Origin of the sequence: Kribbella sp. NPDC004536, assembly GCF_042873835.1 — a bacterium.
Taxonomy (GTDB): Bacteria; Actinomycetota; Actinomycetes; order Propionibacteriales; family Kribbellaceae; genus Kribbella.
Genome location: NZ_JBIALY010000001.1, coordinates 215,521 through 239,878, shown reverse-complemented (window position 1 = coordinate 239,878; position 24,358 = coordinate 215,521). Strand labels below are relative to the sequence as shown.

General features: G+C 67.6%; 21 protein-coding genes. 10 read left to right on the top strand and 11 right to left on the bottom strand.

Annotated features, from left to right (window positions below; translation table 11 throughout):
* Positions 1-21 precede the first annotated feature (21 nt).
* Complete coding sequence (locus ACFYRU_RS01165) at positions 22-2,085, top strand: NPCBM/NEW2 domain-containing protein (protein WP_387651598.1); 2,064 nt, start codon at positions 22-24, stop codon at positions 2,083-2,085.
* Between the two features lie 238 nt (positions 2,086-2,323).
* Here the strand turns inward: ACFYRU_RS01165 and ACFYRU_RS01160 are convergent, their stop codons facing one another.
* The gene (locus ACFYRU_RS01160) at positions 2,324-3,946 is read right to left on the bottom strand and encodes a beta-N-acetylhexosaminidase (protein ID WP_387651595.1); all 1,623 of its coding nucleotides are present in this window, start codon (positions 3,944-3,946) and stop codon (positions 2,324-2,326) included.
* 80 nt (positions 3,947-4,026) lie between these two features.
* Here ACFYRU_RS01160 and ACFYRU_RS01155 point away from each other — a divergent pair, with 80 nt between their 5' ends.
* Complete coding sequence (locus ACFYRU_RS01155) at positions 4,027-4,536, top strand: SigE family RNA polymerase sigma factor (protein ID WP_387651592.1); 510 nt, start codon at positions 4,027-4,029, stop codon at positions 4,534-4,536.
* Positions 4,533-5,231, top strand: coding sequence for a hypothetical protein (locus ACFYRU_RS01150; RefSeq protein WP_387651590.1), 699 nt, complete (start codon positions 4,533-4,535; stop codon positions 5,229-5,231). The genes ACFYRU_RS01155 and ACFYRU_RS01150 overlap by 4 nt, the downstream gene beginning before the upstream one ends.
* Here the strand turns inward: ACFYRU_RS01150 and ACFYRU_RS01145 are convergent.
* The 7 genes from ACFYRU_RS01145 to ACFYRU_RS01115 all read right to left on the bottom strand — a co-directional run bounded on the left by ACFYRU_RS01145 (position 5,228) and on the right by ACFYRU_RS01115 (position 13,514).
* Positions 5,228-6,589, bottom strand: coding sequence for a GH1 family beta-glucosidase (locus tag ACFYRU_RS01145; RefSeq protein ID WP_387651587.1), 1,362 nt, complete (start codon positions 6,587-6,589; stop codon positions 5,228-5,230). The genes ACFYRU_RS01150 and ACFYRU_RS01145 overlap by 4 nt on opposite strands.
* 10 nt (positions 6,590-6,599) lie before the next feature.
* Complete coding sequence (locus tag ACFYRU_RS01140; RefSeq protein WP_387651584.1) at positions 6,600-7,598, bottom strand: ABC transporter ATP-binding protein; 999 nt, start codon at positions 7,596-7,598, stop codon at positions 6,600-6,602.
* A complete protein-coding gene (locus tag ACFYRU_RS01135; protein WP_387651581.1) occupies positions 7,595-8,605 on the bottom strand; it encodes an ABC transporter permease in 1,011 nt (336 codons plus the stop codon). The genes ACFYRU_RS01140 and ACFYRU_RS01135 overlap by 4 nt, the downstream gene beginning before the upstream one ends.
* Complete coding sequence (locus tag ACFYRU_RS01130; protein ID WP_387651579.1) at positions 8,605-9,585, bottom strand: ABC transporter permease; 981 nt, start codon at positions 9,583-9,585, stop codon at positions 8,605-8,607. The genes ACFYRU_RS01135 and ACFYRU_RS01130 overlap by 1 nt, the downstream gene beginning before the upstream one ends.
* Complete coding sequence (locus ACFYRU_RS01125; RefSeq protein ID WP_387651577.1) at positions 9,582-10,586, bottom strand: ABC transporter ATP-binding protein; 1,005 nt, start codon at positions 10,584-10,586, stop codon at positions 9,582-9,584. The genes ACFYRU_RS01130 and ACFYRU_RS01125 overlap by 4 nt, the downstream gene beginning before the upstream one ends.
* Positions 10,587-10,644: 58 nt before the next feature.
* Entirely contained in the window at positions 10,645-12,327 is a 1,683-nt protein-coding gene (locus tag ACFYRU_RS01120) for an ABC transporter substrate-binding protein (protein WP_387651575.1), read from the bottom strand.
* A gap of 149 nt (positions 12,328-12,476) precedes the next feature.
* Positions 12,477-13,514, bottom strand: a complete 1,038-nt coding sequence (locus ACFYRU_RS01115) for a LacI family DNA-binding transcriptional regulator (protein ID WP_387651573.1) — start codon at positions 13,512-13,514, stop codon at positions 12,477-12,479.
* Positions 13,515-13,730: 216 nt separating this feature from the next.
* On the opposite strand from ACFYRU_RS01115, the gene ACFYRU_RS01110 reads away from it, so the two are divergent.
* Positions 13,731-14,906 (top strand): ROK family transcriptional regulator, encoded by a 1,176-nt coding sequence (locus ACFYRU_RS01110; RefSeq protein ID WP_387651572.1) that lies wholly within the window; start codon positions 13,731-13,733, stop codon positions 14,904-14,906.
* Here ACFYRU_RS01110 and ACFYRU_RS01105 read toward each other — a convergent pair.
* Complete coding sequence (locus ACFYRU_RS01105) at positions 14,903-16,117, bottom strand: lectin (RefSeq protein WP_387651570.1); 1,215 nt, start codon at positions 16,115-16,117, stop codon at positions 14,903-14,905. The genes ACFYRU_RS01110 and ACFYRU_RS01105 overlap by 4 nt on opposite strands.
* Before the next feature lie 221 nt (positions 16,118-16,338).
* Here ACFYRU_RS01105 and ACFYRU_RS01100 point away from each other — a divergent pair, with 221 nt between their 5' ends.
* The 4 genes from ACFYRU_RS01100 to ACFYRU_RS01085 are packed head-to-tail and all read left to right on the top strand — an operon-like array spanning position 16,339 to position 20,743.
* On the top strand, positions 16,339-18,186 hold the full coding sequence (locus ACFYRU_RS01100; protein WP_387651569.1) for a lectin: 1,848 nt from the start codon (positions 16,339-16,341) through the stop codon (positions 18,184-18,186).
* Positions 18,183-19,535: a lectin gene (locus ACFYRU_RS01095; RefSeq protein ID WP_387651566.1), complete on the top strand. Its 1,353-nt coding sequence runs from the start codon at positions 18,183-18,185 to the stop codon at positions 19,533-19,535. The genes ACFYRU_RS01100 and ACFYRU_RS01095 overlap by 4 nt, the downstream gene beginning before the upstream one ends.
* 44 nt (positions 19,536-19,579) lie before the next feature.
* Positions 19,580-20,395, top strand: a complete 816-nt coding sequence (locus tag ACFYRU_RS01090) for a MerR family transcriptional regulator (protein WP_387651565.1) — start codon at positions 19,580-19,582, stop codon at positions 20,393-20,395.
* Positions 20,396-20,398: 3 nt separating this feature from the next.
* Positions 20,399-20,743, top strand: a complete 345-nt coding sequence (locus ACFYRU_RS01085) for a VOC family protein (protein ID WP_387651562.1) — start codon at positions 20,399-20,401, stop codon at positions 20,741-20,743.
* A 7-nt stretch (positions 20,744-20,750) separates the two neighbouring features.
* Here the strand turns inward: ACFYRU_RS01085 and ACFYRU_RS01080 are convergent, their stop codons facing one another.
* Complete coding sequence (locus ACFYRU_RS01080; RefSeq protein WP_387651560.1) at positions 20,751-22,109, bottom strand: MDR family MFS transporter; 1,359 nt, start codon at positions 22,107-22,109, stop codon at positions 20,751-20,753.
* 85 nt (positions 22,110-22,194) lie between these two features.
* Between ACFYRU_RS01080 and ACFYRU_RS01075 the strand changes: the two genes are divergently transcribed.
* Positions 22,195-22,833, top strand: coding sequence for a TetR/AcrR family transcriptional regulator (locus ACFYRU_RS01075; protein WP_387651558.1), 639 nt, complete (start codon positions 22,195-22,197; stop codon positions 22,831-22,833).
* Between the two features lie 8 nt (positions 22,834-22,841).
* Here the strand turns inward: ACFYRU_RS01075 and ACFYRU_RS01070 are convergent, their stop codons facing one another.
* Positions 22,842-23,564 carry a 6-phosphogluconolactonase gene (locus tag ACFYRU_RS01070; protein ID WP_387651555.1) on the bottom strand — a complete coding sequence of 241 codons (723 nt, stop codon included), beginning with the start codon at positions 23,562-23,564 and terminating at the stop codon, positions 22,842-22,844.
* Positions 23,565-23,680: 116 nt separating this feature from the next.
* On the opposite strand from ACFYRU_RS01070, the gene ACFYRU_RS01065 reads away from it, so the two are divergent.
* Complete coding sequence (locus ACFYRU_RS01065) at positions 23,681-24,301, top strand: DedA family protein (protein ID WP_387651553.1); 621 nt, start codon at positions 23,681-23,683, stop codon at positions 24,299-24,301.
* Positions 24,302-24,358: the final 57 nt, after the last annotated feature.

Sequence of the window (24,358 nt, the reverse complement as noted above, 5' to 3'; positions counted from 1 at the left end):
CCGCTCGAAGGAAGGCAAGGGATGAAACGACTGCTGGGCGGTGTACTCGCGGCGGCCCTGACGGCCGGCGTGCTCGCCGCCACCAGCACCGGAGCCGTGGCGGCTCAGGCCACGGCTCCGGTGCTCAGCCCCACCCCGTACATGGGGTGGAACACCTACTACGGTCTCGGCGGCGACTTCACCGAGGACACGATCAAGTCGGTCGCCGACTCGCTGGTCAGCCGCGGGCTCGCGAAGGCCGGCTACGACATCGTCTGGCTGGACGGCGGCTGGCAGGCCGACCAGTCACGCAGCGACGCCGGCGACCTGGTCCCGAACCCGGCCAAGTTCCCGAACGGCCTGAAGCCGCTGGTCGACTACATCCACAGCAAGGGCCTGCGCGCCGGCATCTACACCGACGCCGGTCCGTACATCCCGGGCCGCTGCGGTCTCGGCAGCGGCGGCCACTACCAGCACGACGCGGACACGTTCGCGGCCTGGGGTTTCGACGCGGTCAAGGTCGACTACCTGTGCGGGATCGCGGCGAACCTCGACCCGAAGACGGCGTACACCGAGTTCGCCCAGGCACTGCGGAACAACGCCAGCCACCGGCCGATGATCTTCAACCTGTGCAACCCGGTGACCTCGCCGGACTGGGGCAACTATCCCGAGTCGCAGCAGTCGATCAACTCCTGGTCGTACGCACCGGCGATCGCACAGTCGTGGCGGACCTACACCGACGTCGGGTTCCAGGGCGACATCAAGTTCAAGGACGTACTGCGGAACTACGACGCCAACGCGCGGCACCCGGAGGTCGTGAAGCCCGGCGCGTTCAGCGATCCGGACTACCTGGCGCCGGAGCTCGGGATGACCGACGAGGAGTTCCGTACCCAGCTGACCTTGTGGGCGGTCGCGGCCGCGCCGCTGGTGATCGGTAGCGACGTACGCAAGCTCAGCGCGACCACGATCGGGATGCTCACCGATCCTGACGTGATCGCGATCAACCAGGACAAGGCCGCCGTCCAAGCGGTACGGGTCGGTGCGGCCGGTACGACCGAGACGTGGGTCAAGCGGCTCGCCGACGGCAGCCGGGCCGTCGTACTGCTCAACCGTGGCGACAGCGCGCAGACGTTGACGACCACGGCCTCGGCGGTCGGGTTGTCCGGTGATCGGTTCAGGTTGAAGAACGCGTGGACGGACAAGGTGACCGAAAGCGGTGGCGTGATCAGCGCGGCGGTGCCGGCCCACGGTTCGGCGCTGTTCCGGGTCTCGACGGCCACCGGCGTACCGGGTGCGCCGCATGTGACGGCGGGGATTCCGCAGGTGACCAAGGTCGGTACGGATCCGCAGCCGGGTGACGCCGCGCCGGTGGTTGCCGGCGGCGACGAGCTGACCGTACAGGTTGCCGTACGCAACGACGGCCTGCAGCCGGTGTTCGCGCCGTCCGTGAGGATTGCCGGTGGGACCGGGTGGACGGTGACGCCGTTGTCGAAGGCGCCGGGCCTGATCGAGGGTGGCCAGCAGGCGACGTTCGCCTTCACCGTCAAGCTCCCCGCCGGCGCTCCACCCGGCACCGCCAGCCTGACCGCGACGACGACATACCAAACCGTACGGTTTGGTCTGCAGCGGCAGACGACCGTGCTGGCTCCGGTGGTTGTGGCGCCCGTGCCGCCGAGCGGTGTCGTGCCGTTGTCGCACCATGCGTGGATCAGCGCGACCAGTGGGTGGATGTCGCCGACGATCGACCAGAGTGTCGGCGGCGGTAACCCGATCAAGCTGACCGGTACGACGTACCCGACCGGCATCGGTGTCGCGTCGCCGTCGCTGATCCGGTACTACGTCGGCAAGGCGTGCTCGCGGCTGACCGGGACCGTCGGGATCGACGACGTGGTGAGCAACGTCGGGCCTGAAGGCGGTACGTCGACGTTCCAGGTTGTCGGCGACGGGAAGGTGCTGTACGACAGCGGCGTCGTGGATCGCTTCACGCCGAAGCAGTTCGACGTGGGCCTGACCGGCGTACGCGTCCTCGACCTGCTCGTCGGGGACGCCGGCGACGGCGGCTACAACGACCGCGCCGACTGGGCAGCACCTACAGCGACCTGCTGACGAAGGGGGCGGACCAGCAACGGTCCGCCCCCAGTGCGGATCGCCACGCCATCACAACCGGCGCTTTGCCGGGGAAGCCCGCGGCGACCGGCCGCGGGCAGGCGATTGTGGTGGCCTGCAGATCCGGACCCGGACGTGTGACACTCACCAACCGCCCGTGGGGCCGCGGATTCACGCTTGGAGCCGAGTTGGCGACGGCCCGCCGGTGGGGTTGGTGAGTGTTACAGGTCCGCAGTTCCTAGGTCCAGTCGACCTCGGTCGACTGGAGCCAGGTCCAGTTGCGGTTGCGCCAGGCGGGGGACTGCTGGGCGAGGCGGGTGGCGTACTCGGGCCAGCTGGTGGTGGTCTGGTGGGACCATGCCTTTTCGGCGAGGCCGGGGATGCGGGGGAGGAGCAGGAGTTCGAGGTCGTCGGAGTTGGTGATCGTCTCGCACCAGATGGCGGCCTCGACGCCGGCGATCTGGTCCGGGTTCGCGATGCCCGCCGGGTCCCACGTGACGCCGTGTTCTAGCGACGCCTCGCCGTAGAACTTGAGGCCGAGGCGTTCGCGGGCCTTCTCCTGCTCGGGATCCGCGGACGCGTCGGCGTGCGGGCGGTCGAAGTACAGCCAGGTGACCGGTGAGACGATCAGCTTGGCGCCCTGCTCGAGGGCCTTCGGAGCGTCGTACTTCGCTTTCCGGAGCGCCTCGACGAGCACCGGCAGCAGCTCCGCGGGCGGGGTCGGCGCGTCCGGGTTGTCGCCCATGGTGTCGATGTCGAGATCCAGCCAGTACTGCACGACGTCGTTCGGGTCGAGTTTCGCGCGGGCGATCTCCTGCCAGCCGACGACCCGCTTCCCGCGGTCCCGTACCAGCGCCGACGCCTTCTCCACGAACGCGGCGTGGTCCTCGTCGGCCATCCCCCAGGTTTCGTCGCCGCCGATGTGTACGTACGCACTGTTCGGGAACTGCGGGATCACCGCGTCCAGGACGTCCTCGACGAACGCCCAGGTCTCGTCCCGGGCCGGGTCGAGGGTGCCGAGGTTGAGCTTGTCGCCGTTGCCGAGGTCAACCGTTTGCGGCTCGACGGGTCCGAGCTCCGGGTAGGCCTTGAAGACGGCGGCGGTGTGGCCTGGCATGTCGATCTCGGGTACGACCGTGATGTACCTGTCGGCGGCGTACGCGACCAGGTCGGCCAGTTCCTGCTGGGTGTAGTACCCGCCGGGCCGGTCGCCGATCGCGCCGCTCGCACCTACTTCTGTCAGCGCCGGGCGGGACGGCACCTCGACCCGCCAGCCCTGGTCGTCGGTCAGGTGCAGGTGGAGGACGTTGAGCTTGTACAGGTCCAGCATGTCGATGATCCGGCGCACTTCGTCCGGCTCGTGGAACGTCCGTACGACGTCGAGCGACAACCCGCGCCAGGCGAAGCGAGGCCCGTCGACGAATCTGGTACCTGGAAGAACCGCAGTACCGTCCTGCAGATGTGCGGAGATGAGCTGACGGAGCGAGGTCAGTCCCCGGTGGACTCCCTCCGGCGTGGGACTCCACACCCGCACACCGCCGCTCGAAACCTCCACTCCGCACCGCTCATCAGCCACACCGCCCGCCCCCGCAGCACTTACCGCGTCCGCCGTGCCTCCCGTACCTGCGCCGTCGGCCCGTACGCCGACTGCTGGTGGTACGCCGTCTACCGGGGCTAGCTCGATGGTGATGCCGGTATCGCCGGTCAACGCCAGGCCGCTGTCGCGTTCGACGGCGGTGATGAATCGCGCGGCGACCGCCGCGAGTTCTGGGGGTGCGGTGACGCCGGAGGTTGTGGTGAGGGTGAAGGCGCCGTCGCTGGGAGTGGTCGCTGTAGGTGCGGGAATCACCGGAAGGCTCATCCCACAAGCTTGCGGCACGATGACAACAGTTTGCCGGGCGCCTACGTATGTATCGGTGACGGAGCGAGCAAGGGAGTCGGATGGCGACACGGGACGACGAGTTCAGCGCGTACGTCGAGCAACGGCGTACGCACCTGCGGCGGATCGCGTACCTGGTCTGTGGCGATGTCCATCGGGCCGAGGACCTCGTCCAGACCGCGCTGATGAAGCTGTACGTCGCGTGGAACCGGGTGGAGCGGTCTGGGAACGTCGACGCGTATGTCCGGCGGATCCTGGTGAACTCCGGGGTCGACGAGAGCCGCCGGCCGTGGCGCCGGGAGGCGCCGGGGCTGGACGGTCTGGATCCGCCCGCCGAGGCGGGGATGGCCGCGGAGGACCGGCGAGCGCTGATGGAGGCGCTGGCCGAGCTGCCGGCCGGGCAGCGCCGGGTCGTCGTACTGCGGTACTTCCTCGGACTGACGATCGAGGAGACGGCTGCCGACCTCGACTGCACCACCGGCACGGTGAAGAGCCAGAGCACACGTGCGCTGTCCAGACTCAACGAGCTGCTGACCGCTCAATTCCGGACCGTAGGAGGACCACACCGATGATTGACGAGCAGATCCTGCACGAGAGATTGACTGCGGCTGCGGCGGCGCAAGACGACCTGCTGCCGCGTACTCCGGCCGAAGACCTGAAGGCCGGCCGACGCCGGCTCCGCATCCGCCGGCTGCTGACCGGTGCCTCGGCGACCGTCGCTGTACTGGGGGTCGGAGCCACCGGATTCGCGCTGCGGGGTACGACCGAAAGTCCGGCGGCCGGCCCGGCAACCCCGGTCGCGACCCCCACGCCGCCGACGGAGGCGCAGCGTGCCGAGATGCTGATCCGGGCGCAGGCCTTCCGGGCGCACCGCCCCGCCGGTGAGCTCCCGGTGGCGCGCTACCTGAACCTCCTGGTACAGAGCAAGCGCAGCTCTGCCGGCAAGAAGGCGCAAGAACACGTCGCGGGCGACCTGGCGGCCGGCGTTACCGTCGAGCTGACCACTTACGGCACGGCGCGCAGTGGTTCCTGCTCCGAGCTCCTGGGGATGTCCAGCTGCGGACCGGCAGCCCTTCCGGACGGCGGCCGCGGACAGTACGCCGAGGGACCGAGCGGAGCAAAGTACGTTCGGACCGCACGCTACGAGTGGCCGGTCGGCGGCGAGATCGTGATCCGGGTGACCTACTCGACCACGGCGGCTCCGAAGAGCGGACCGACCCGAGCTGTCGTCCTCGGTCTGGCCGCCGACCCGCTCTTCTACCGCTAGCCGATACCGCGATGGAGCGCTGCCAGTTCCTTGAGGTACGCGGCGCTGGCCTTTGGGGTTCGTTGTTGGGTTTCGTAGTCGACTCGGACTATGCCGAAGCGTTTGGCGTAGCCGTAGGCCCATTCGAAGTTGTCCAGCAGGGACCAGGCCAGATAGCCGCGGATGTCGGCGCCTTGGGTGATGGCGTCGGCGACGGCGGACAGGTGGGACGTGAAGTAGGCCACGCGGTCGGTGTCGTTGACGTAGCCGTCGGCGTCGGGCACGTCTTCGAAGGCGGAGCCGTTTTCGGTGATGACCATGGGGAGGCCAGGGTAGTCGTGGGCGATGCTCACCAGGAGGTCGGTGAAGCCCTCGGGGACGATCTCCCAGTCCATGGCGGTGCGGGGCTTGCCGAGCGGTACGTCGCGGCTGATCGGGAGGCCGTTCGCGTCGTGAGTGCTGCCGTCTTCGGCGTAGCCGGTGAACTTCTGGCTGAAGTAGTAGTTGACGCCGAGTACGTCGATGGGCGCCGAGATGATGCCGAGGTCGCCGTCCTCGATCGGGAGCACGACGCCTTCGCGGGCCAGGTCGGCGACCACGTCGGCGGGGTAATGGCCGTGGACCAGCGGGTCCAGGTAGATGCGGCGGCCCATCCCGTCCGCCCGGCGCGCGGCGTCGACATCGGGCGCGGCGTCCGAGGCGGGGTACGCCGTGGCGACGTTGAGCGTGATGCCGATGTCGAGCTTGCGGGGTGCGGCTTCGCGCATCGCCTGCGTTGCGACGCCGTGGCCGAGGAGCAGGTGATGTACGGCGGCCAGCGCGGCAGGGTACTCGCGGCGCCCGGGAGCGTGCGCGCCGTACGCGTACCCGAGCATCGCCGAGCACCAAGGCTCGTTCAGCGTGGTCCAGGTGTCGACGCGGTCCTTCAGCGCATCGAACACCAGCATCGAGTACTCCGCGAACCGGTACGCCGTGTCGCGCTCCGGCCAGCCGCCTGCGTCCTCGAGTTCCTGCGGGAGGTCCCAGTGGTAGAGCGTCACCCACGGGTCGATGCCCTGGGCAAGCAGTTCGTCGACGAGCCGGTCGTAGAAGGCGAGGCCGGCCGGGTTGGCGGGGCCTTTGCCGCGGGGCTGGACGCGCGGCCAGGCGACCGAGAAGCGGTACGTGTCCAGGCCGAGGTCCTTGATCAGGGCGACGTCGGCCGGCATCCGGTGGTAGTGGTCGCAGGCGAGGTCGCCGGTGTCGCCGTTGTCGATCGCGCCCGGTACCTGGCAGAAGGTGTCCCAGATCGAGGGGGTGCGGCCGTCTTCGTTCACCGCACCTTCGATCTGGTACGCGGAGGTGGCGACGCCCCAGCGGAAGTTGTCGGGGAAGGTCATGGTTGCCTTTCTAGGCGGTGCGGCCGGGGAGCCAGCAGGCGACAGATCTGTTGGGGTCGTTGCGGGAGGTGGGGACTCCCAGGACGGGGATGTCGACGGAACAGCGGTCGAAGGCTTGGGGGCATCTCGGGTGGAAGGAGCAACCTGGTGGCATGCCGCGGAGGTCGGGAGGCGAACCTGGTATCCCGGAGAGCTCGCGCCGTTCTCCTCGTAATGCAGGGAAGGACTTCAGCAAGCCTTCGCTGTACGGGTGTAGTGAGTCGGTGTAGAGATCCTTGGAGCGGGCTTCTTCGACGATTCGGCCGCCGTACATGATGGCTATGCGGTCGGAGAATTCGACCAGGAGGGAGAGGTCGTGGGTGATGAAGAGGACCGAGAAGCCGAGGCGTTCGCGGAGTTCGACCAGTTGGGCGAGGATCTGGCGTTGCATGACCACGTCCAGGGCGGTCGTCGGTTCGTCCATGATCACGACCTGCGGTTCGAGGACGAGTGCCATCCCGATCATCACCCGTTGGCGCATGCCGCCGGACAGTTGGTGCGGGTACGCGTCCATCCGGTCTGCCGAGATCCCGACGAGCTTGAGCATCTCCTGAGCGCGGGCAACGCGCGCTTGCGGCGACAGTTGCGGCTCGTGCGCCTTGATCACGTCGAGCATCTGCGTCGAGACCTTGTGCACCGGGTTCAGCGAGTTCATCGCGCCCTGGAACACGATCGACGTCTCCGCCCAGCGGAACTTCCGCAGTTCCGCGTCGGTCAGCGCCATCACGTCGTACGGATCGCCCGACGCCGGGTGATAAACGACCGACCCGCCGCTGATCACCCCAGGCGGCGGCAGCAGCCGCGTCACGCCGTACGCCAGCGTCGACTTCCCGCTACCGCTCTCCCCGGCGAGTCCGAGTACTTCGCCCCGATGCAACGTAAGCGTCACGTCGCGCACGGCCTGCACCGACGAAGAGCCGAGCCCATAGTCGACGTGGAAGTTCTTGATCTCCAGCACCGGTGTCTTCACGCGACCTCCTCCTCACGACGGCGTACGACAGGTGTCACGGGCTCGCGCGACGACGAGAGAACCGGCGTGAACCCGACCCGCATGCGCACCGAGTGCCCGTCCTTCGTCTTCGAACGGGTATGACCGCTCGAGCGCAACCGCGGGCTGACGAACTCGTCGATGCCGAAGTTGACCAGCGACAGGGCAGTTCCCAACAGAGCGATCGCGAGCCCGGCCGGGACGAACCACCACCACGCGCCCTGCGCCAGCGCCTGCTGCGACTGCGCCCAGAACAGGATCGTGCCCCAGTTCCATTCGGAGATCGTCGAGATGCCGATGAACGCCAGCGTGATCTCGGACATCACCGCGAAGATCACCGTACCGACAAAACCGGACGCGATGATCGCGGTCAGGTTCGGCATGATCTCGAACGTGATGATCCGCCAGGTACTCTCACCGGTCGCCCGCGCCGCCTCGACGTAGTCCCGCCGGCGCAGCGACAACGTCTGCGCGCGCAGTACTCGCGCACCCCACGCCCAGGACGTGAAACCGATGACCAGGGCAACCATCAGGTCGCCCGCGGACGGGATCGTGGACGCGACGATGATGATCAGCGGCAACGCCGGAATCACCAGGAAGACGTTCGACAGCGCGGAAAGACTGTCGTCCGCGGCCCCGCCGAGGAAGCCCGCACTGACGCCGATCAGGATCGACAGCGCGGTTGCGACGAGCCCGGCCAGCAGCCCGACGAACATCACGCCGCGCGTTCCGACGAGTACCTGGCTGAAGATGTCCTGCCCGAGGTGCGTCGTACCGAACCAGTGCTTGCCGGACGGTGCCTGGATCAGGTCGCTGCTGCGCGCGGACGGGTCGTACGGCGCGATCCACGGGCCGATGATCGCGATCAGGCAGAAGAACGCGAGCACGACCAGCCCGGTCGCGGCCTTCGGGTTCGCGACGAACCGCAGCCGGCGGCGTTTCGCCGGAGCTACAGCGGTCGGCGTGACCGCGGCAATGGTGGCAGTCATCAGCCCTCCTTCCGGGTACGCGGGTCGAGGAGCAGGTAGGCGACATCGGCGAGCAGGTTCGCGACCAGGACCGACAGCGTGATCACCAGGAAGACGCCCTGCATCAGCGGATAGTCCTTGGCGCCGACGGCCTGGAACAGGTTGTAGCCGATGCCCGGGTACGAGAACACGATCTCCACCAGCAGGGTGCCGCCGACGATGAAGCCGAGCGACAACGCGAAACCGGAAACGTTCGGCAGCAGCGCGTTCCGGGCCGCGTAGCTGACCATCACCCGGCGCTCCGGCAGGCCCTTGGCATGGGCAACGGTGATGTAGTCCTCGGAGGCAACCGTGACCATCATGTTCCGCATGGTCAGGATCCAGCCGCTCACCGACGAGATCAGGATCGTGAGCGCCGGCAGCAGACTGTGCTGTAAGGCGCTCCCGATGAAGCTCGAGCTCCACGACGGAACCAGCCCCGGCTCGTACCCGCCGGACGACGGGAAGAAGCTGTCCGGGCCGGCCAGCAGCGCGATCGCCAGCAGGCCGAGCCAGAAGTACGGGATCGACGACAGGAATGTTGTCACCGGCAACAACCCGTCCATGATCGAACCGCGCCGCCAGCCCGCGATCACGCCCAGCGACGTACCGATCATGAAGCTCGCGAACGTGGTGATACCGACCAGCGCGATCGTCCACGGCAGGCTCTGCCGGAGGATCTCGGAAACCGGTGTCGGGAAGAACGTGAACGACAACCCGAGGTCACCGCGCAACACCTGTCCCCAGTAGTCGACGTACTGGCTCCACAGCGACGCGTGCTTGTCCAGGCCGAACAGCACGTACAGCGACTGGATCGCGTCGGTGCTCATCTGGCCCTGGAACTTGTTGATCAGCGACGTCACCGGGTCGCCCGGGATCAGCCGGGGGATGAAGAAGTTGATGGTCAGCGCGGCCCACGCCGTGAACACGTAGAACGCCAACCGCTGCAGGAGAAACTTCACTTCGCTACCTCCTCCGGCGAGTAGAGCCAGCACGCGGCCCAATGACCGGCGACAGGCAGTTCGAAGCGAGGCGGAAGATCGGTCGAGCACTTGGGCATCGCGTGCACGCAGCGCGGGTTGAACCGGCAGCCGCTCGGCGGCGCGATCAGGCTCGGCGGTTCGCCGCCGGCCTGGTCCTCCGGCGTACTCAGTTGCCCGAGCCGATCCGGGTCTGGCGCGCTCTCGATCAACAGCCGGGTGTACGGGTGCGCCGGGTTCTGGGTAACGGTCTCGGAGTCGCCGCCCTCGACCATGCGGCCTGCGTACATCACCAGCGTCTCGTCGGCGAAATACCGCGCCGACGCGATGTCGTGGGTGATGTAGAGGATGGCGAGGTTGAGCCGCTCCTTCAGGTCCCGGAGCAGGTTCAGGACGCCGAGCCGGATCGACACGTCGAGCATCGACACCGGTTCGTCCGCGAGCAGCGCCTCGGGGTCGGCGCCGAGCGCGCGGGCGATCGACACCCGCTGCCGCTGGCCACCGGACAGCTCGTGCGGGAACTTGTCGAGATAGCGCTCCGGGGGAGTGAGCTGCACCTGCTCGAGCAACGCGCGCAGGTTCTCCTCGAGATCACCGGCCCGGCCGTGGATCTTCAAAGATCGAGTCAAGTGGTATCGCACGGTGTGCGTGGGGTTCAGCGACGCGAACGGATCCTGGAAGATCATCTGGACCTTGCGCGCGTACGCCCGGAACTTGCGTCCGCCGCGAACCGTGACCGCCGAACCGTGCAGCCGGATCTCACCGGAAGTGCGTCCGTACAGCTGGGCCAGCAGCCGCGCCACGGTGGACTTGCCCGAACCGGACTCGCCGACCAGCGCGGTGACCCGGCCGCGGCGCAGCGTGAGCCGTACGTCGTCGACCGCGTGCACTGCCTTGGACGAGCGGGACAGCAGATCGCGGACGCCCCGCCGTACCGGGAAATGCTTGGTGAGGCCCTCGGCCTCCAGAACAACCTCCGTCATACGTCTCCCATCAAGCGACGGGCGCCAGGCCGCGGAGGCCTGGCGCCCTGCACCGCGGTTACTGGCTGCCGGCCGGCTTCAGGTTCAGGATGATCTGCAGAGCGTTCTGCTGGGTCGGCTGCGCCGGCCCGTACTGGTTCTGCTCGTCGGGCCAGCCGACCCAGTTCTTGGTGCTGTAGAGACCGCCGACGTTGGACGCCGAGGTGGGGATCATCGGCATCTGCTCGACCATGATCTTCTGCAACGTGTTCAGCGCGCCGGTGCGGGTCGCGTCGTCCGCGGCGTTCGCGTACTGGTCCAGCGCCTTGGTCGCCTCCGGGCTGTTGAAGCGCCCGTAGTTGCCGCTCACGCCGCCCTTGCCGACCGGCTTCAGGATCTTGCCGTCCATGATGTTCTGGTAGATGTCGTACGGCGTCGCGCCGCCGTTGGTCCAGTGCATCGCGGCGTCGAAGTTGCCGGTGTCGATGTTCTTGAACCAGGCGTCCTGGTTGGCCTTCTCGACGGTCGCCTTGATGCCGATCGTGGACAGGTTGTCCTTGATGATCTCCAGGTCGGTCTGGTAGTCGGACCAGCCGGCCGGATCGGTCAGCGTGAGCGTCACCGGCTTGCCGGCCGGGTCCTTCAGCGTGTCGCCGTCGAGCTTGAAGCCCGCGTCGGACAGCTCCTTCTTGGCGCCGTCGAGGTCGACCTTGTGGTTGAGGTCCTTGTACTCGGGGGCGATGAAGGACGCACCGGCCGGCGTCGGGATGCCGGTCATCGACTCGACCTTCGGGTAGAAGTACCCGGCCTCGCCCTGGTTGAAGATGTCGTCGCGGTTGATCACCAGGTTCATCGCCCGCCGCAGCGCGGGGTTGTCGAACGGCTTCTTGGTGGTGTTGATCCACAGGCCGTGGATGCCGAGGTTCGCCGGGAACCAGAGCTTGTGATGCGCCGGGTCCTTGTCCTGGTAGACGGCCTTCACGTTCGGTACGAACACGAAGCTCCACTCCGACGAGCCGTTCGCCAGCGCGGTGGTCTGCGCGTTGTTGTCGTTGTACGACGTGTACCGCAGTTCCTTGACCTTCGGGAGGTCCTGCCAGTACGAGTCGCGCAGCGTCAGCGTGGTGGTCTGCGGGGTGAACGACTTGACCGTGTACGGGCCGGTGCCGATCGGGTTCTTCAGGGTGTCCTGGCTCGGGTCCTTGATCGTCGACCACTGGTGCTTCGGGATCACGAACACGGTCAGGATCTTGTTCTGGTTGGTGAACTGAGACCGGGTGAAGGTCAGGTTCACCTTGTTCCCGGACGCGGTGATGGTGCCGTACGGGATCGCGTCGGAGTTCAGCGCCTCGTTGTCCTTGCGGATCTGGAACGAGTACGCGACGTCGTCGGCGGTCATCGCCTGGCCGTCGGAGAACTTCACGCCGTCGCGGATCGTCAGCGAGAGCTTGGTGTAGTTGGCGTCCCACTTCCACTCGGTCGCCAGCCAGGGCTTACCCGGTTCGGTGGGCTTGATCCCGTTGATCATCACCAGCGGCTCGAAGATCATCCAGCGGTACCCCAGCGACGCGCCCGAGGAGGAGCCGAGGAACGGGTTGTGGTTCTCGGTCTGCGGTCCGTTCGGCATGCCGATGTTGAGTACGGTCGTGCTGCCGCCTGAGCCGTTCCCGGCAGCCTTCCCGTCCCCGTTACTGCACGCAGCCAGAGTGGCTGCCGCGAGCAGGCCCGCGAGGGCCAGCGCGACGGATCGTCGTGCTCGCATCGTTCCTCCTGTGTTCCGTTGGCGGTGGCCCACCCTGAGCCGGTGGGCCAGTGCATAGTGGCGTGAAAGCGCTCTCATGGGAAGAGCTCACACCGGTCGAGCGAGTACGCCGGCGGCGGAGCAGGGGCAGCTGCCCCGCCGCCGGAGCTTTAGTGGGACCTGCTTCGGGTCCTGTTCAGTGGCCGATTCTGGGGGGCGGTTGAACTGCGGACGATCAAGGTCGTCGGCAGTACTTGCGGGGTGTCCGGCAGCGGTGTGCCGCCGAAGTACCCCATCAGCATCCGGGCCGCGGCCTGGCCCATCTGGCGCATCGGCTGATGCACCGTGGTCAGCGGCGGCTCGGTGTGTTCGGCGTACGGGATGTCGTCGAAGCCGACCACCGACACGTCGCTCGGCACGTTTCGCCCGGTCTCCCGGACGGCCTGGATCGCGCCGCCGGCGGACAGGTCGTTGTGCGCGAACACCGCGTCGAACTCGAGCCGCTCGCCGAGGGCGTGCTGAACGCCGCGGCGGCCGCTCTCGTAGGTGAAGTCGCCTTCGAACACGAGTCCCGGGTCGAGTTCGATGCCGGCTGCCGCGTAGGTGTCGCGGAAACCGTCCAGGCGTTCGTGCGTACAGCCGAAGCGCTCGACGCCGGTGATCACCAGTGGCCGGCGGCGGCCGAGCTCCAGCAGGTGCCGGGCGGCGGACTCGCCGCCGGCGTAGTTCGTGGTCGCGACGGACGGGAACTGCGGGCGCTTGTCGCGGTCGTCGATCAGGACCACCGGGAGACCACGCGCATGGAGTTGCTCGATGTAGGTGAGGGTGCCCTCGGGCTCGATCACCAGCAGGCCGTCGAACGACTGCGACGAGACCTGGGACGCGAACTGCTGCATGGATTCGGCACCACGATTGAAGGTGAACAGCAGCAGCCCGTAGCCCTCGGTCTCGACCACGTCGACCGCACCCTGCAGCACCTCGCCCATCCAGGGCCAGGTGAGTGAGGGGACCAGCATCCCGACGATCCGGGTCCGGCCGCGGGCCAGCCCGACCGCGCGGGCGCTCGGCACGTACCCGAGTTCCTCGATCACCTGGCGGACCCGTTCGGCGGTCCGCAGGTCCAGTTCGCCCTTGCCGTTGAGGACGCGCGACACCGTGGTCTTGCTGACACCGGCTCTGGCAGCCACGTCGGCGATCGTGATGGACACGCAGCTCTCCCGTCGGGGCGGTCGGGGCCGGAACCGGTTTCGGAAGCGGTTCCGTAGATCAAAGCCGAGACCGCGACAGGCCGTCAATCACGGAGTGGTAACGAATCGCGACTTAGTTCACGACTTGGAGGAAGGGAGCCCTTCCGCCGTCCGCAGGCGGCATGATGAACTCGGGGACGAGCGGCCTGCGCGGGGCCGGGCAGGGTGAGGTCGAGGATGGAAGTACGCCGGACCACGGTGCGCGACATGCGCCGGTCCAACCGCTCCGTGATCCTCACCAGCATCTACCGCGAAGGTCCGTTGAGCCGCCAGGAGCTGACCGTCCGGACGTCGCTGAGCGCCGCGAGTGTGAGCAACCTGGTCGCCGAGCTGATCGCCGAGGGTGTGGTCGAGGAGGCCGGCTCGGTCGAGTCCGAGGGCGGCCGGCCGCGGGTCCTGTTGCGGGTCGCGCCAACGTTCCGCTACGTCGTGGGCGCCGAGGTCGGCGAGACCCGGGTCCGGGTGGAGCTGTTCGATCTGGCGATGAACGTGCTTGCGCGGGCCGACCACCCGATCAGCTCGGCGACGCCCGAAGAGGTCGTGAAGCACGTACTGGAAGGGCTTTCGGCGGTCGTCGCGTCCTCCGGCGTGCAGCCTGCGCAGGTGCTCGGCCTGGGAGTGGCGGTCTCCGGTGTGGTCGAGGACAACGCCGTCGTCGACGCGCAGACGCTCGGCTGGGACGCCGTACCACTGGCCGCGATGCTTGCCGAGGGCACCGACATCCCGGTGCACGTGGACAACGGCGCGAACATGCTCGGCCAGGCGGAGATGTGGTTCGGCGCGGGCCGGGGCGCGACCGACGCGGTCGTCGCGCTGGTCGGCTCGGGCGTCGGATCCGCCTTGGTGGCAGGCGGATCCAGCTATCGCGGCGCGCGCAGCAGCGCGGGCGAGTGGGGCCACATGACGATCGTGTACGGCGGCCGGCAGTGCCGTTGCGGCGCGCTCGGCTGCCTGGAGGCGTACGTCGGCGCGGAAGGCGTGCTGGACCGGTACCGGTTGGCGGGCGGCACGCTCGAAGGTGACGAAGAGGCTGCGTTCGTCGAACTGCTCGAGACGACGTCGGAGCCGGCGGCAACGATCGTGGCCGACACGATCGGCTATCTCGCCGCCGGATTCGCGAACCTGGTCAACCTGGTCAACCCTGAGCGGATCGTCCTCGGCGGCTGGGCCGGGCTGCTGCTGGGGGAGAAGTACCTCGGCGAACTGCGCGCCGAGGTGGCCAAGCACGCGCTGCGGCGGCCGTACGAACAGGTCTCGATCGTGCTGTGCGAACTGGGCCGCGACGCCGTTGCACTCGGCGCCGCGACCCTCCCGGTGGTACGGCTACTGCGCGACGGAGGCGCGGTCCGTTAGACGATCCACTTCTGGTTGGCTGTGCCGGCGCAGGTCCAGAGTTGGGTCGGGGTGGCGTTCGCGGAATTGTTGCCGGTGACATCGAGGCACTTGTTCGCCTGTGGGTTCACCAGATCCTGGGCGGAGCTGTACGTCCATTGCTGTGCTCCGGTCCCGTTGCAGGTCCAGAGTTGTACCTTCGCGCCGTCGGCGAGGGAGCCGGCGTTCACGTCGAGACACTTGCCCAAGGCCCGGATCGTTCCGTCACCGGGACGGGTCCACTTCTGCGCGTTCGTTCCGTTGCAGTCGTAGAGCTGCACCGGTGTGCCGTCGGCGGAGTTCGCGCCGGCGACGTCGAGGCACTTGCCGGCCAGGCCGGTGATCTGTGACCCGCTCGAGCTGCTTCCCAGGGTGGAGACGCGGACGTAGTCGACGGTCATGGTCTGCGGCATCACGGTGCTGCCGTCCGGGTTGCCCGGCCAGCCGCCGCCGACCGCGACGTTCATGATCATGAAGAACGGGTGGTTGAAGACCCAGGTGTTGCCGCCGAGGTCGGCCGGCGTACGGCGCTCGTACTGCACGCCGTCGACCGACCAGGTGATCGAGTCCGGCGCCCAGTCGACCGCGAACGTGTGGAAGTCGTCGGCGAACGACCAGCCGTTCGGATGGTTGTACGCGGCACCGATCCCGTTCGCGCCGGAGTACCCCGGACCGTGGATCGTGCCGTGCACGGTGGCCGGTTCCTTGCCGATGTTCTCCATGATGTCGATCTCGCCGTCGTTCGGCCAGTTCGTGCCGCCGAGCATCCAGAACGCGGGCCAGAGTCCTTGCCCGCGGGGGATCTTGATCCGCGCCTCGAAGTGGCCGTACGTCTGCGTGAAGGTCTGCGCGGTCAGCAGCCGCGCCGACGTGTACTGGCAGGGGCCGTACCAGCAGTTGAAGCCGCCGCTCTCCTGCCGGGCGGTGATCACCAGGTTGCCGTTGCCGTCCAGGGCGGAGTTCCTGGTGCTGTTGGTGTAGTACTCCAGCTCGCTGTTGCCCCAGCCGCCGCCACCGGTGTCGTACCGCCACTTGGCGGGGTCGGGGGCCTGGCCGGCCGGGCCGTCGAAGTTGTCCTCCCAGACCGTCGCGGTCTGTGCGGCGGAGGCCTGCTGGTGGCCGCTGGCGGCGGGTTGGAAGAGGACTGTGCCGACGAGGGCGGCACCGATGGCGAGCAGCGCAAGACGTTTCATGAGTACCTCATTTCGGGGGCGTCTGAATGAGGGTGGATGTGGGCGGCAGCGTGCCGTGAGAACGCTCCCACGTCAAGCCCGCGACTAATTAAAAGATCTGAAAAAAGTCTCGGGTTCGGCGTTGACACCGCTCTTCACCGGTGGTTACCTCGTGGTGACCACCAGTTGCGGCGCGGGCAGGCGCCGTCATGAACTCCTTTAAAACAAGGGAGAACCGCCCCGTGAAACGCTTCCTGCCGCTCGTGGTCGCTGCGCTCTGCGTGGCCGCCATCGGCACCGCCGCACCGGCGCAGGCCGCCGGTGAACAGGTCAACGTCTGGCTGACCACCACCAACGACTCCGGCGGGCGCAACGTGACCCGCGGGCTGCAGCAGCAGACCCCGGTGAACTTCGGCCCGGCCGGCGGCTCGGCGAACCAGACGATCACGGTCGACGAGAACACGACGTACCAGTCCTTCGAGGGCGGCGGTGCGTCGTTCGCGGACAGCTCCGCCTGGCTGCTGAACAGCAGTGGCGTGATCTCGACGGCGACCCGCGACCAGGTGATGAAGGACCTCTTCGACCCGGTCAACGGGATCGGCCTGTCCTTCGTCCGGAACCCGATGGGCGCGTCCGACCTCGCCCGGTTCAACTACTCCTACGACGACACGTGCTGCGACCTGAACGACTTCAGCATCCAGCACGACCTTGCGGATGTCGTACCGCTGACCAAACAGGCCCGCGCGCTCAACCCTTCGTTGAAGGTGATGGGTTCACCGTGGAGTGCGCCCGCCTGGATGAAGGACAACAACGACTTCGTGCACCGCGGCTGGCTGAAGTGGGAGTACGCGCCGATGTACGCGCAGTACTTCGTCAAGTACCTGCAGCAGAACGAGGCCCAGGGCAACCACATCGACTACATCTCGGTGCAGAACGAGCCGACCTGCTGCGGCACGGACAGCACGGGGTACGCATCGATGAACTGGAACGGCTCCGGGCTGCTCGAGTTCACCAAGAACAACCTGCTGCCGGCGCTGCACGCGGCCGGGTTGACGACCAAGGTCCTGATCCTCGACTACAACTGGGGCAACTACAACGACCTCGGCTCGATCCCTCTTGCTGACGCTGCGCTGCGCAGCGACCCGAACTTCGGCGGGATCGCCTGGCACGGGTACGGCGGTGACGTCAACCTGCAGACGCAGATCCACAACCAGTACCCGTCGGTGAACGCGTACATGACCGAGCACTCGGGCGGTACCTGGATCGGGAACCAGCAGACCGAGGACATGAACAACCTGATCGACTACACCCGCAACTGGGACAAGTCGTGGGTCAAGTGGGGCATCGCGCTGGACGAGGACCACCTGCCGTACGTCGGTGCCGGCTGCAACGTCTGCACCGGGCTCGTCACGGTGCACCGCAACGACAGCCAGCGCGGCCAGGTCACCAAGACCGTCGAGTACTACACGATGGGCCACCTGACCAAGTTCGTGAAGCCCGGGGCGCTGCGGATCGACTCGACCGCGAACAGCTCGGTCAAGAACGTCGCGTGGAAGAACCCGGACGGTTCGAAGGCCCTGATCGCGTACAACACCACGGGGAGTTCGCAGTCGGTACGGGTGAACTGGGGCTCGCAGTCCTTCGTCTACACACTGCCCACGCAGACGTCGGCAACCTTCACCTGGTCCGGCTCGCAGAGCGGTGGAAGTACTAGTGGTCAGATCACAGGCCTGGCAGGCAAGTGCATGGACGTCGCCGGCGCTGCGACTGCTGACGGTACGGCGGTGCAGCTGTACGACTGCAACGGTACGACGGCGCAGCAGTGGCAGCGGCCTGGTGACGGGACGATCCGTGCGCTCGGCAAGTGCCTCGACGTGTCCGGTGGCTCCGTGGCTGACGGTGCTCGCGTACAGCTGTGGACGTGCAACGGGTCCGCCGCCCAGCAATGGACCTACACGAGTGGGAGAGATCTGGTGAATCCACAGGCGAACAAGTGTCTTGATGTGACCGGTAACAACTCTGCCAACAGCACACCGCTTCAGCTGTGGAGCTGCACCGGTGCGGCCAACCAGAAGTGGGTCGTGTCATGAAGCGGCTGCTGGTAGGGGGTGCGGTTCTCGCGCTCGGGCTCACGCTGGCCACTCCCGCGCAGGCCGCGACAGGAGCTGTCACGGGTCTTGCTGGCAAGTGCTTGGATGTGGCCGCGGCTGGGACCGCTGACGGTACGGCGGTTCAGCTGTACGACTGCAACGGTACGGGCGCGCAGCAGTGGACCCGGTCGAGCGACGGGACACTGCGAGCGCTGGGGAAGTGCCTGGATGTCTCGGGCGGTTCTGTCGCGAACGGTGCGCGCGTACAGCTGTGGACCTGCAACGGATCGGGCGCGCAGCAGTGGACGTACACGTCTGGTCGTGACCTCGTGAACCCGCAGGCGAACAAGTGCCTCGATGTCACCGGCAACAACTCCGCGAACAGCACGCCGGTACAGTTGTGGAGCTGTACGGGTGCGGCGAACCAGAAGTGGAACGTGCCCGCTGCTGACGGTGGTACGGGTGGTGCGCCGATGGCTGCTGCGCCGTACCTGTACGAAGGCTGGGGCGACCCGCCGAACCCGGCGACGGTGATGAACGCGACCGGGGTCAAGTGGTTCACGATGGCGTTCATCCTGTCCAACGGGTACTGCAACCCGCAGTGGGACGGCGGCCGTCCGCTGACCGGCGGGGTCGATCAGCAGGCGATCAACACGATCCGTTCGAACGGCGGCGACGTCGTCGTGTCGTTCGGCGGCTGGTCCGGGAACAAGCTCGGGCAGAGCTGCGGTACGGCGAGTGAGCTGGCGGCGGCGTACCAGAAGGTGATCAACGCGCTGTCGCTGAAGGCGATCGACATCGACATCGAGGACCAGGAGTTCTCCCAGGCCGCGGTCCGGCAGAAGGTCGTCGACGCGCTGAAGATCGTCGAGCAGAACAACCCGGGCATCACGACCTACCTGACGTTCGGGACGACGCAGTCCGGGCCGGACGGGAACGGGCAGGACCTGATCAACCGTGGTGCGGCGTCCGGGCTGAACCTGGACGGGTGGGTGATCATGCCGTTCGACTTCGGCGGCGGTTCGACGAACATGGGTGCGCTGACGCAGCAGGCCGCCGACGGGCTGAAGAACGCGGTCAAGGCGGCGTACGGGCTGAGTGACGACGCGGCGTACCGCAAGATCGGCATCTCGTCGATGAACGGGCTCACCGACAACGCCGGCGAACGCGTCAACCTGTCCGACTTCGAGTCGAACCTGGCGTACGCCTCCGCGCACCACCTCGCCCGCTTCACCTTCTGGTCGGCCAATCGCGACCGCCCCTGCACCGGCGGCTCCGCAGACAGCTGCTCCAACATCCCCCAAAACCCCTGGGACTTCACCAAGGTAATAGCCCGCTACGCCGGCTGACCTTGTTTGACTCTCCTGTTACCGGAGGGTGGAAGCTTGGGGACATGACGGCGACGGTGACGGTGGGGGAGTTTTCGCGGCTGACCCACCTGAGTGTGAAGACCCTGCACCACTACCACGAGATCGGGCTGCTCGCGCCGGTTTCGGTGGACTCGAGTTCCGGTTACCGGCGGTACGGGACTGGTCAGGTGGAGACTGCGCTGCTGATTCGGCGGCTTCGTGAGTTGCGGATGCCCTTGGCGGATGTGCGTGCCGTGGTGGAGGCGGGTGACGGCGCCGCGCGTGAGGAGACGCTGAAGGCGCACCTCGAGCGGATGGAGCAGGAGCTCGCGCACACCCGCGACGTCGTCGCCTCACTCCGCGAGCTGCTCACTCCGGGCCGCCCGGTCCTCGACGTGCAGTACCGGTACATCCCGCCCTTCCGCGCGTACGGCGTCCGCGGTCAGGTGCCGCGGTCCGAGATCGGGCCCTGGTGCGAGTTCGCGTACGGGCGTCTCGGCGGCGTGACCGTGGACCTGCCCGGCACCTCGGGTGCGACGTACAGCGACGAGTTCTTCACCGAGGACGAGGGTGAGGTCGTCGCCTTCCATCCGGTCCCGCCCGACCAGCCGGCGGCCGCGGGCGTGGAACTCGTCGACCTGCCCGGCGGGTACTTCGCGATCGCCGTCCACGCCGGCCAGCTGACCGACTTCGACCGCAGCTACGGCGCGCTCGGCAGTCACGTCGCGGAGTACTGCGAGGTGGCGCCCGGGCCGATCCGCGAGCTGTACCCCATCGGCCCCGGGGACGTCCCCGACCCGGCCGACTACCGCACCGAGATCTGCTGGCCGATCCAGCAGATCCCTGTCCTGAAAGGCTGAACCATGCCCATCACCCTCGAGAACATTGCCGTCGACTGCGCGAACGCGAAGTCCCTCGCGACCTTCTGGGCCGCCGTACTGTCGACGGAAGTAGCTGCCGAGGCCAACGAGTTCTTCGCGACCATCAAGACCGCGGCCGGCCCGACCCTGATGTTCCTGCAGGTCCCCGAGCCGCGCAACGGCAAGAACCGGCTGCACCTCGACCTCGCCACCGCCGACTGGTCCGCCGAGGTGGACCGCCTCGTCGACCTGGGTGCGAAGCGACTCGACGAACATACCGAGTACGGCACCCACTGGATCACCCTCGCCGACCCGGAAGGCAACGTCTTCGACCTCGCCGAGCACTAGGCGCTGTCTAATCCTTCGCTCGCCCTGGCAGCGCGAGTGCTGCCAGGGCGGCGGTCGCGGTGAGCACCACCGCCGTCCAGAACGCGGCCGGGAACGACCCACGCTGCAGGATCACCGCGAGTACGGCGGTCCCGAGCGAGCCGCCGATCTGTTGCAGGATCCGGGTCCCGGTGGTCGCGGCGGCGTACGCGGATTTCGGCAAGGTCGCGTACGTCGCCGTGATCGACGGCAGCAACGACGCGGTCAACCCGATGCCACGGACGAAGAGAGCCGACGCCAGCAGGACGAGAGGAGTGCGTGGACCGGCGATCGCGAACGGCACGGTGCCCGCGACGGCGAGCGCCAGGCCGATGAGCATGACGGTGCGGGTCGCGCCGGTCCGGTCGAGGATGCGCCCGACGAAGAGCGTGCCCGTGATAGCGCCGACGCCTTGCGGTGCGAGCAGCATGCCTGCCTCGAGCGGACTCGCGCCACGCAGCCGCTGGTAGTACAGCGGCAGCAGCAACATCGCGCCGAACAACGATCCGCCGAAGATGAACACCAGCAGCGCGGACGCGCTGAACGACCGATTCCGGAACAGCCGCAGATCGAACAGCGGATCCGCGATGCGCGTCGCATGGACGCCGTACCCGAGAAGCAGCAGGAGTCCCGCGGCCGCGCCGGCGACCGAGACGACGGTGAGCCGTCCGGCGTCGCCGTACGAGGTGAGGCCGTAGATGAGGACCGCCAGTCCGGGGGAGAGGAGCAGGAGACCGGGGACGTCGAGCAACGGCCGGGTCGCGGACCGCTCACCCTGGACCAGGTTGCGCGACAGCACGAGCGCCGCGAGCGTCACCGGGAGGTTGACCAGGAACGCCCACCGCCAGCCGAGCGTGTCGACGATCAGGCCGCCCACCACCGGTCCGACGACCGGCGCGAGTTGGGTCGGCACGATCACGAACGTCATCAACCGGCCCATGCTGCCCTGATCGGCCTGGTCCGCCAGTGCGATCCGGATCAGCGGGAGCATCATGCCGCCACCGAGGCCCTGGAGCACCCGGAACACGATCAGCGCGACCGCGGACCAGGCACATGCACACAGCAGCGATCCCAAGCCGAAGGCGATCAGGCAGAACATCCACATCCGGCGGACACCGAAGCGCGCGACGGCCCAGCCCGTCAGCGGCAGGACCGCGGTCAGGGACAGTAGGTACGCCGTGGTGACCCACTGGACCGTCGACAACGGCGAGCCGAACTCGTGGGTCAGGCGGTTGATCGCGACGCTGACGATCGTGGTGTCGAGCTGGGCCGCGACGGCACCGAGCGACAGCACCAGCGCCAGCCGGATCAACCGTGGATCGAGCCGGGTGTGCTCCGTGACGGTCATGGAAGGATCTCCAAACTAGACTTGACGGTTCAGTCTCGTTTGACGGTAAATGAGACTGAACCGTTCAGTCAAGTAAGGTGTGGTCGTGAGCTCTTCAGGCGTGGGTCCGGGGCGGCCGCCGGTACGGCAGAAGTCGCCGGCCAAACGGGCGGCGATCGTGGCCGCGGCCACGAAGCTGTTCCTCGACCAGGGCTACGAGCGCACCAGCGTCGACGCGATCGCCGCCGAGGCCGGCGTCGGGAAGCAGACCGTCTACGGGCACTTCGGCGACAAGGAACAGCTGTTCCTGGCCGTGGTCGAGGAAACCAGGCGGGAGCAGGAGGCCGCGCTCACCGGCGTACTGCAGGACACCGGTGATCCGCTCGCGGATCTGACCGCTGCCGCCGAGCTCGTGCTCGAGGGTGTGCTGTCGCCGCCGATCGCCGCGCTGCATCGGCTGACCATCGCCGAACTGCCGCACCATCCCGAACTGCAGCGGCTCTGGCGCGACCGCACGGGCAGGAACCGGCGTGAGGAGCTGATCACCGAGTACTTCCGTAACTGCGACGCGAAGGGATTGCTCCGCGTTGACGACGCGGAGCTCGCGGCCAGGCAGTTGACCTACCTGACCCTCGCCGAAGGCCGGGTCGTGACGCTGCAGGGCACCCAGCCGCTATCGAAGGCCGAACGCCACCGCATCGCCCACGACGCCGCGGACCTGCTAGTTCGCGCCCACCGACCCTGAGCCTGGAGCTACGGGGCCGACTCCGTGTCGAGGAAGAGTTGTACGTCGGCGTGGGTGCGTAGTGCCGTGCCGGGGTAGGCGGGGCTGATCGGTTGCATGAGGGTGTCGCGTACGGCCTGGCGTTTGGCGGTGCCGGGGACGGAGCCGATCAGGGCGTGCGCGTTCAGCAAGCGGGGGATCGTGACGGTGACGGCGTGCGCCGGTACGTCGGCCAGCGTCGGGAAGTTGCCCTCGTCGACCTGCTGGCGGCGGCTGGTCTCGTCGAGCGCGACCCGTCGGATGGCCTGTGGGTCGGCGAAGTCGGCCGGCGGGTCGTTGAAGGCGAGGTGGCCGTTGACGCCGAGGCCGAACAGGACCAGGTCGAACGGCTCATCGCCGAGCAGTTGGGGATAGCCGTCGTCGTCCGGATCCAGCGGGTGGAACGTTGCCTGTGGCACCTTTTCGAGGAAGGTCCGGTGCAGCCAGTTCCGGAACGACTGCGGCGCGTCCGCGCCGAGGCCGACGTATTCGTCCATGTGGAAGAAGACGACCTTGCTCCAGTCGACGTCGGATTCCGCGGCGAGCGCGGTCAGGGTGGCGGTCTGGCTCGGCGCGGCGGCGAGCAGGACGCGGGCCGTACCCGTTTCCGCGATGGTTTTCCGCAGCCTGGTCGCTGCCTCGGCGGCTGCGGCGCGGCCGAGTTCCTCGCGGTCCGGGTGAATGCTGACTCGTGGAGCGTGCTCGACAGTCATGAGGGCAAGGCTTGCACACGTTTCCGGCCGGGGGCTGTCCCCCGGTGGTTCGCCGGAGGTCGGATCGGTGGCTGACTCCAGTGTGTGACTTGTCCCGGGCCAATAGCTTCGTGGGCATGACAACGAGTGGTGTTGCCGGATGGGCTGTTGGGTTGATGGAGGATCTCGGACCGGCGGGGGCGGGCCTCGCGGTGGCATTGGAGAACCTGTTCCCACCGCTGCCGAGTGAGGTGATCCTGCCGCTGGCAGGCTTTGCCGCGGCACGCGGCGACCTCGGGCTGATCAGCGCGATCGTCTTCACCACGCTCGGGTCGATCGTGGGTGCGCTCGCGCTGTACGGCGTGGGCGCGGTACTGGGGCGGGACCGGACCCGGGCGATCGCCGCGAAGCTGCCGCTGGTGAAGCTGCGTGATGTGGACAAGGCCGAGGAGTGGTTCGTCCGTCACGGCCCGAAGGCGGTCCTGATCGGACGGCTGGTCCCGGTGGTGCGCAGCATGATCTCGATACCGGCCGGAGTGGAGCGGATGCGGGTCATGGTCTTCCTCCCGTTGACCGCGCTCGGCAGCTTGATCTGGAACACCTTGCTGATCGTGGCCGGCTACCAGCTCGGCGAGCGGTGGCATCTGGTCGAGGCGTCGGTCGGGGTGTTCCAGAAGCTCGTGATCGTCGGTGCGATCGCGGCGGTGGTCTGGTTCGTCGTCGTCAAGCTCCGTTCGGATCCTGAGAAAGTCAAGTAGGCGGCTCGACTTTGACTACTCTCGACAGTAGTTGCTTCCGAGGGTTCAGGAGATGGT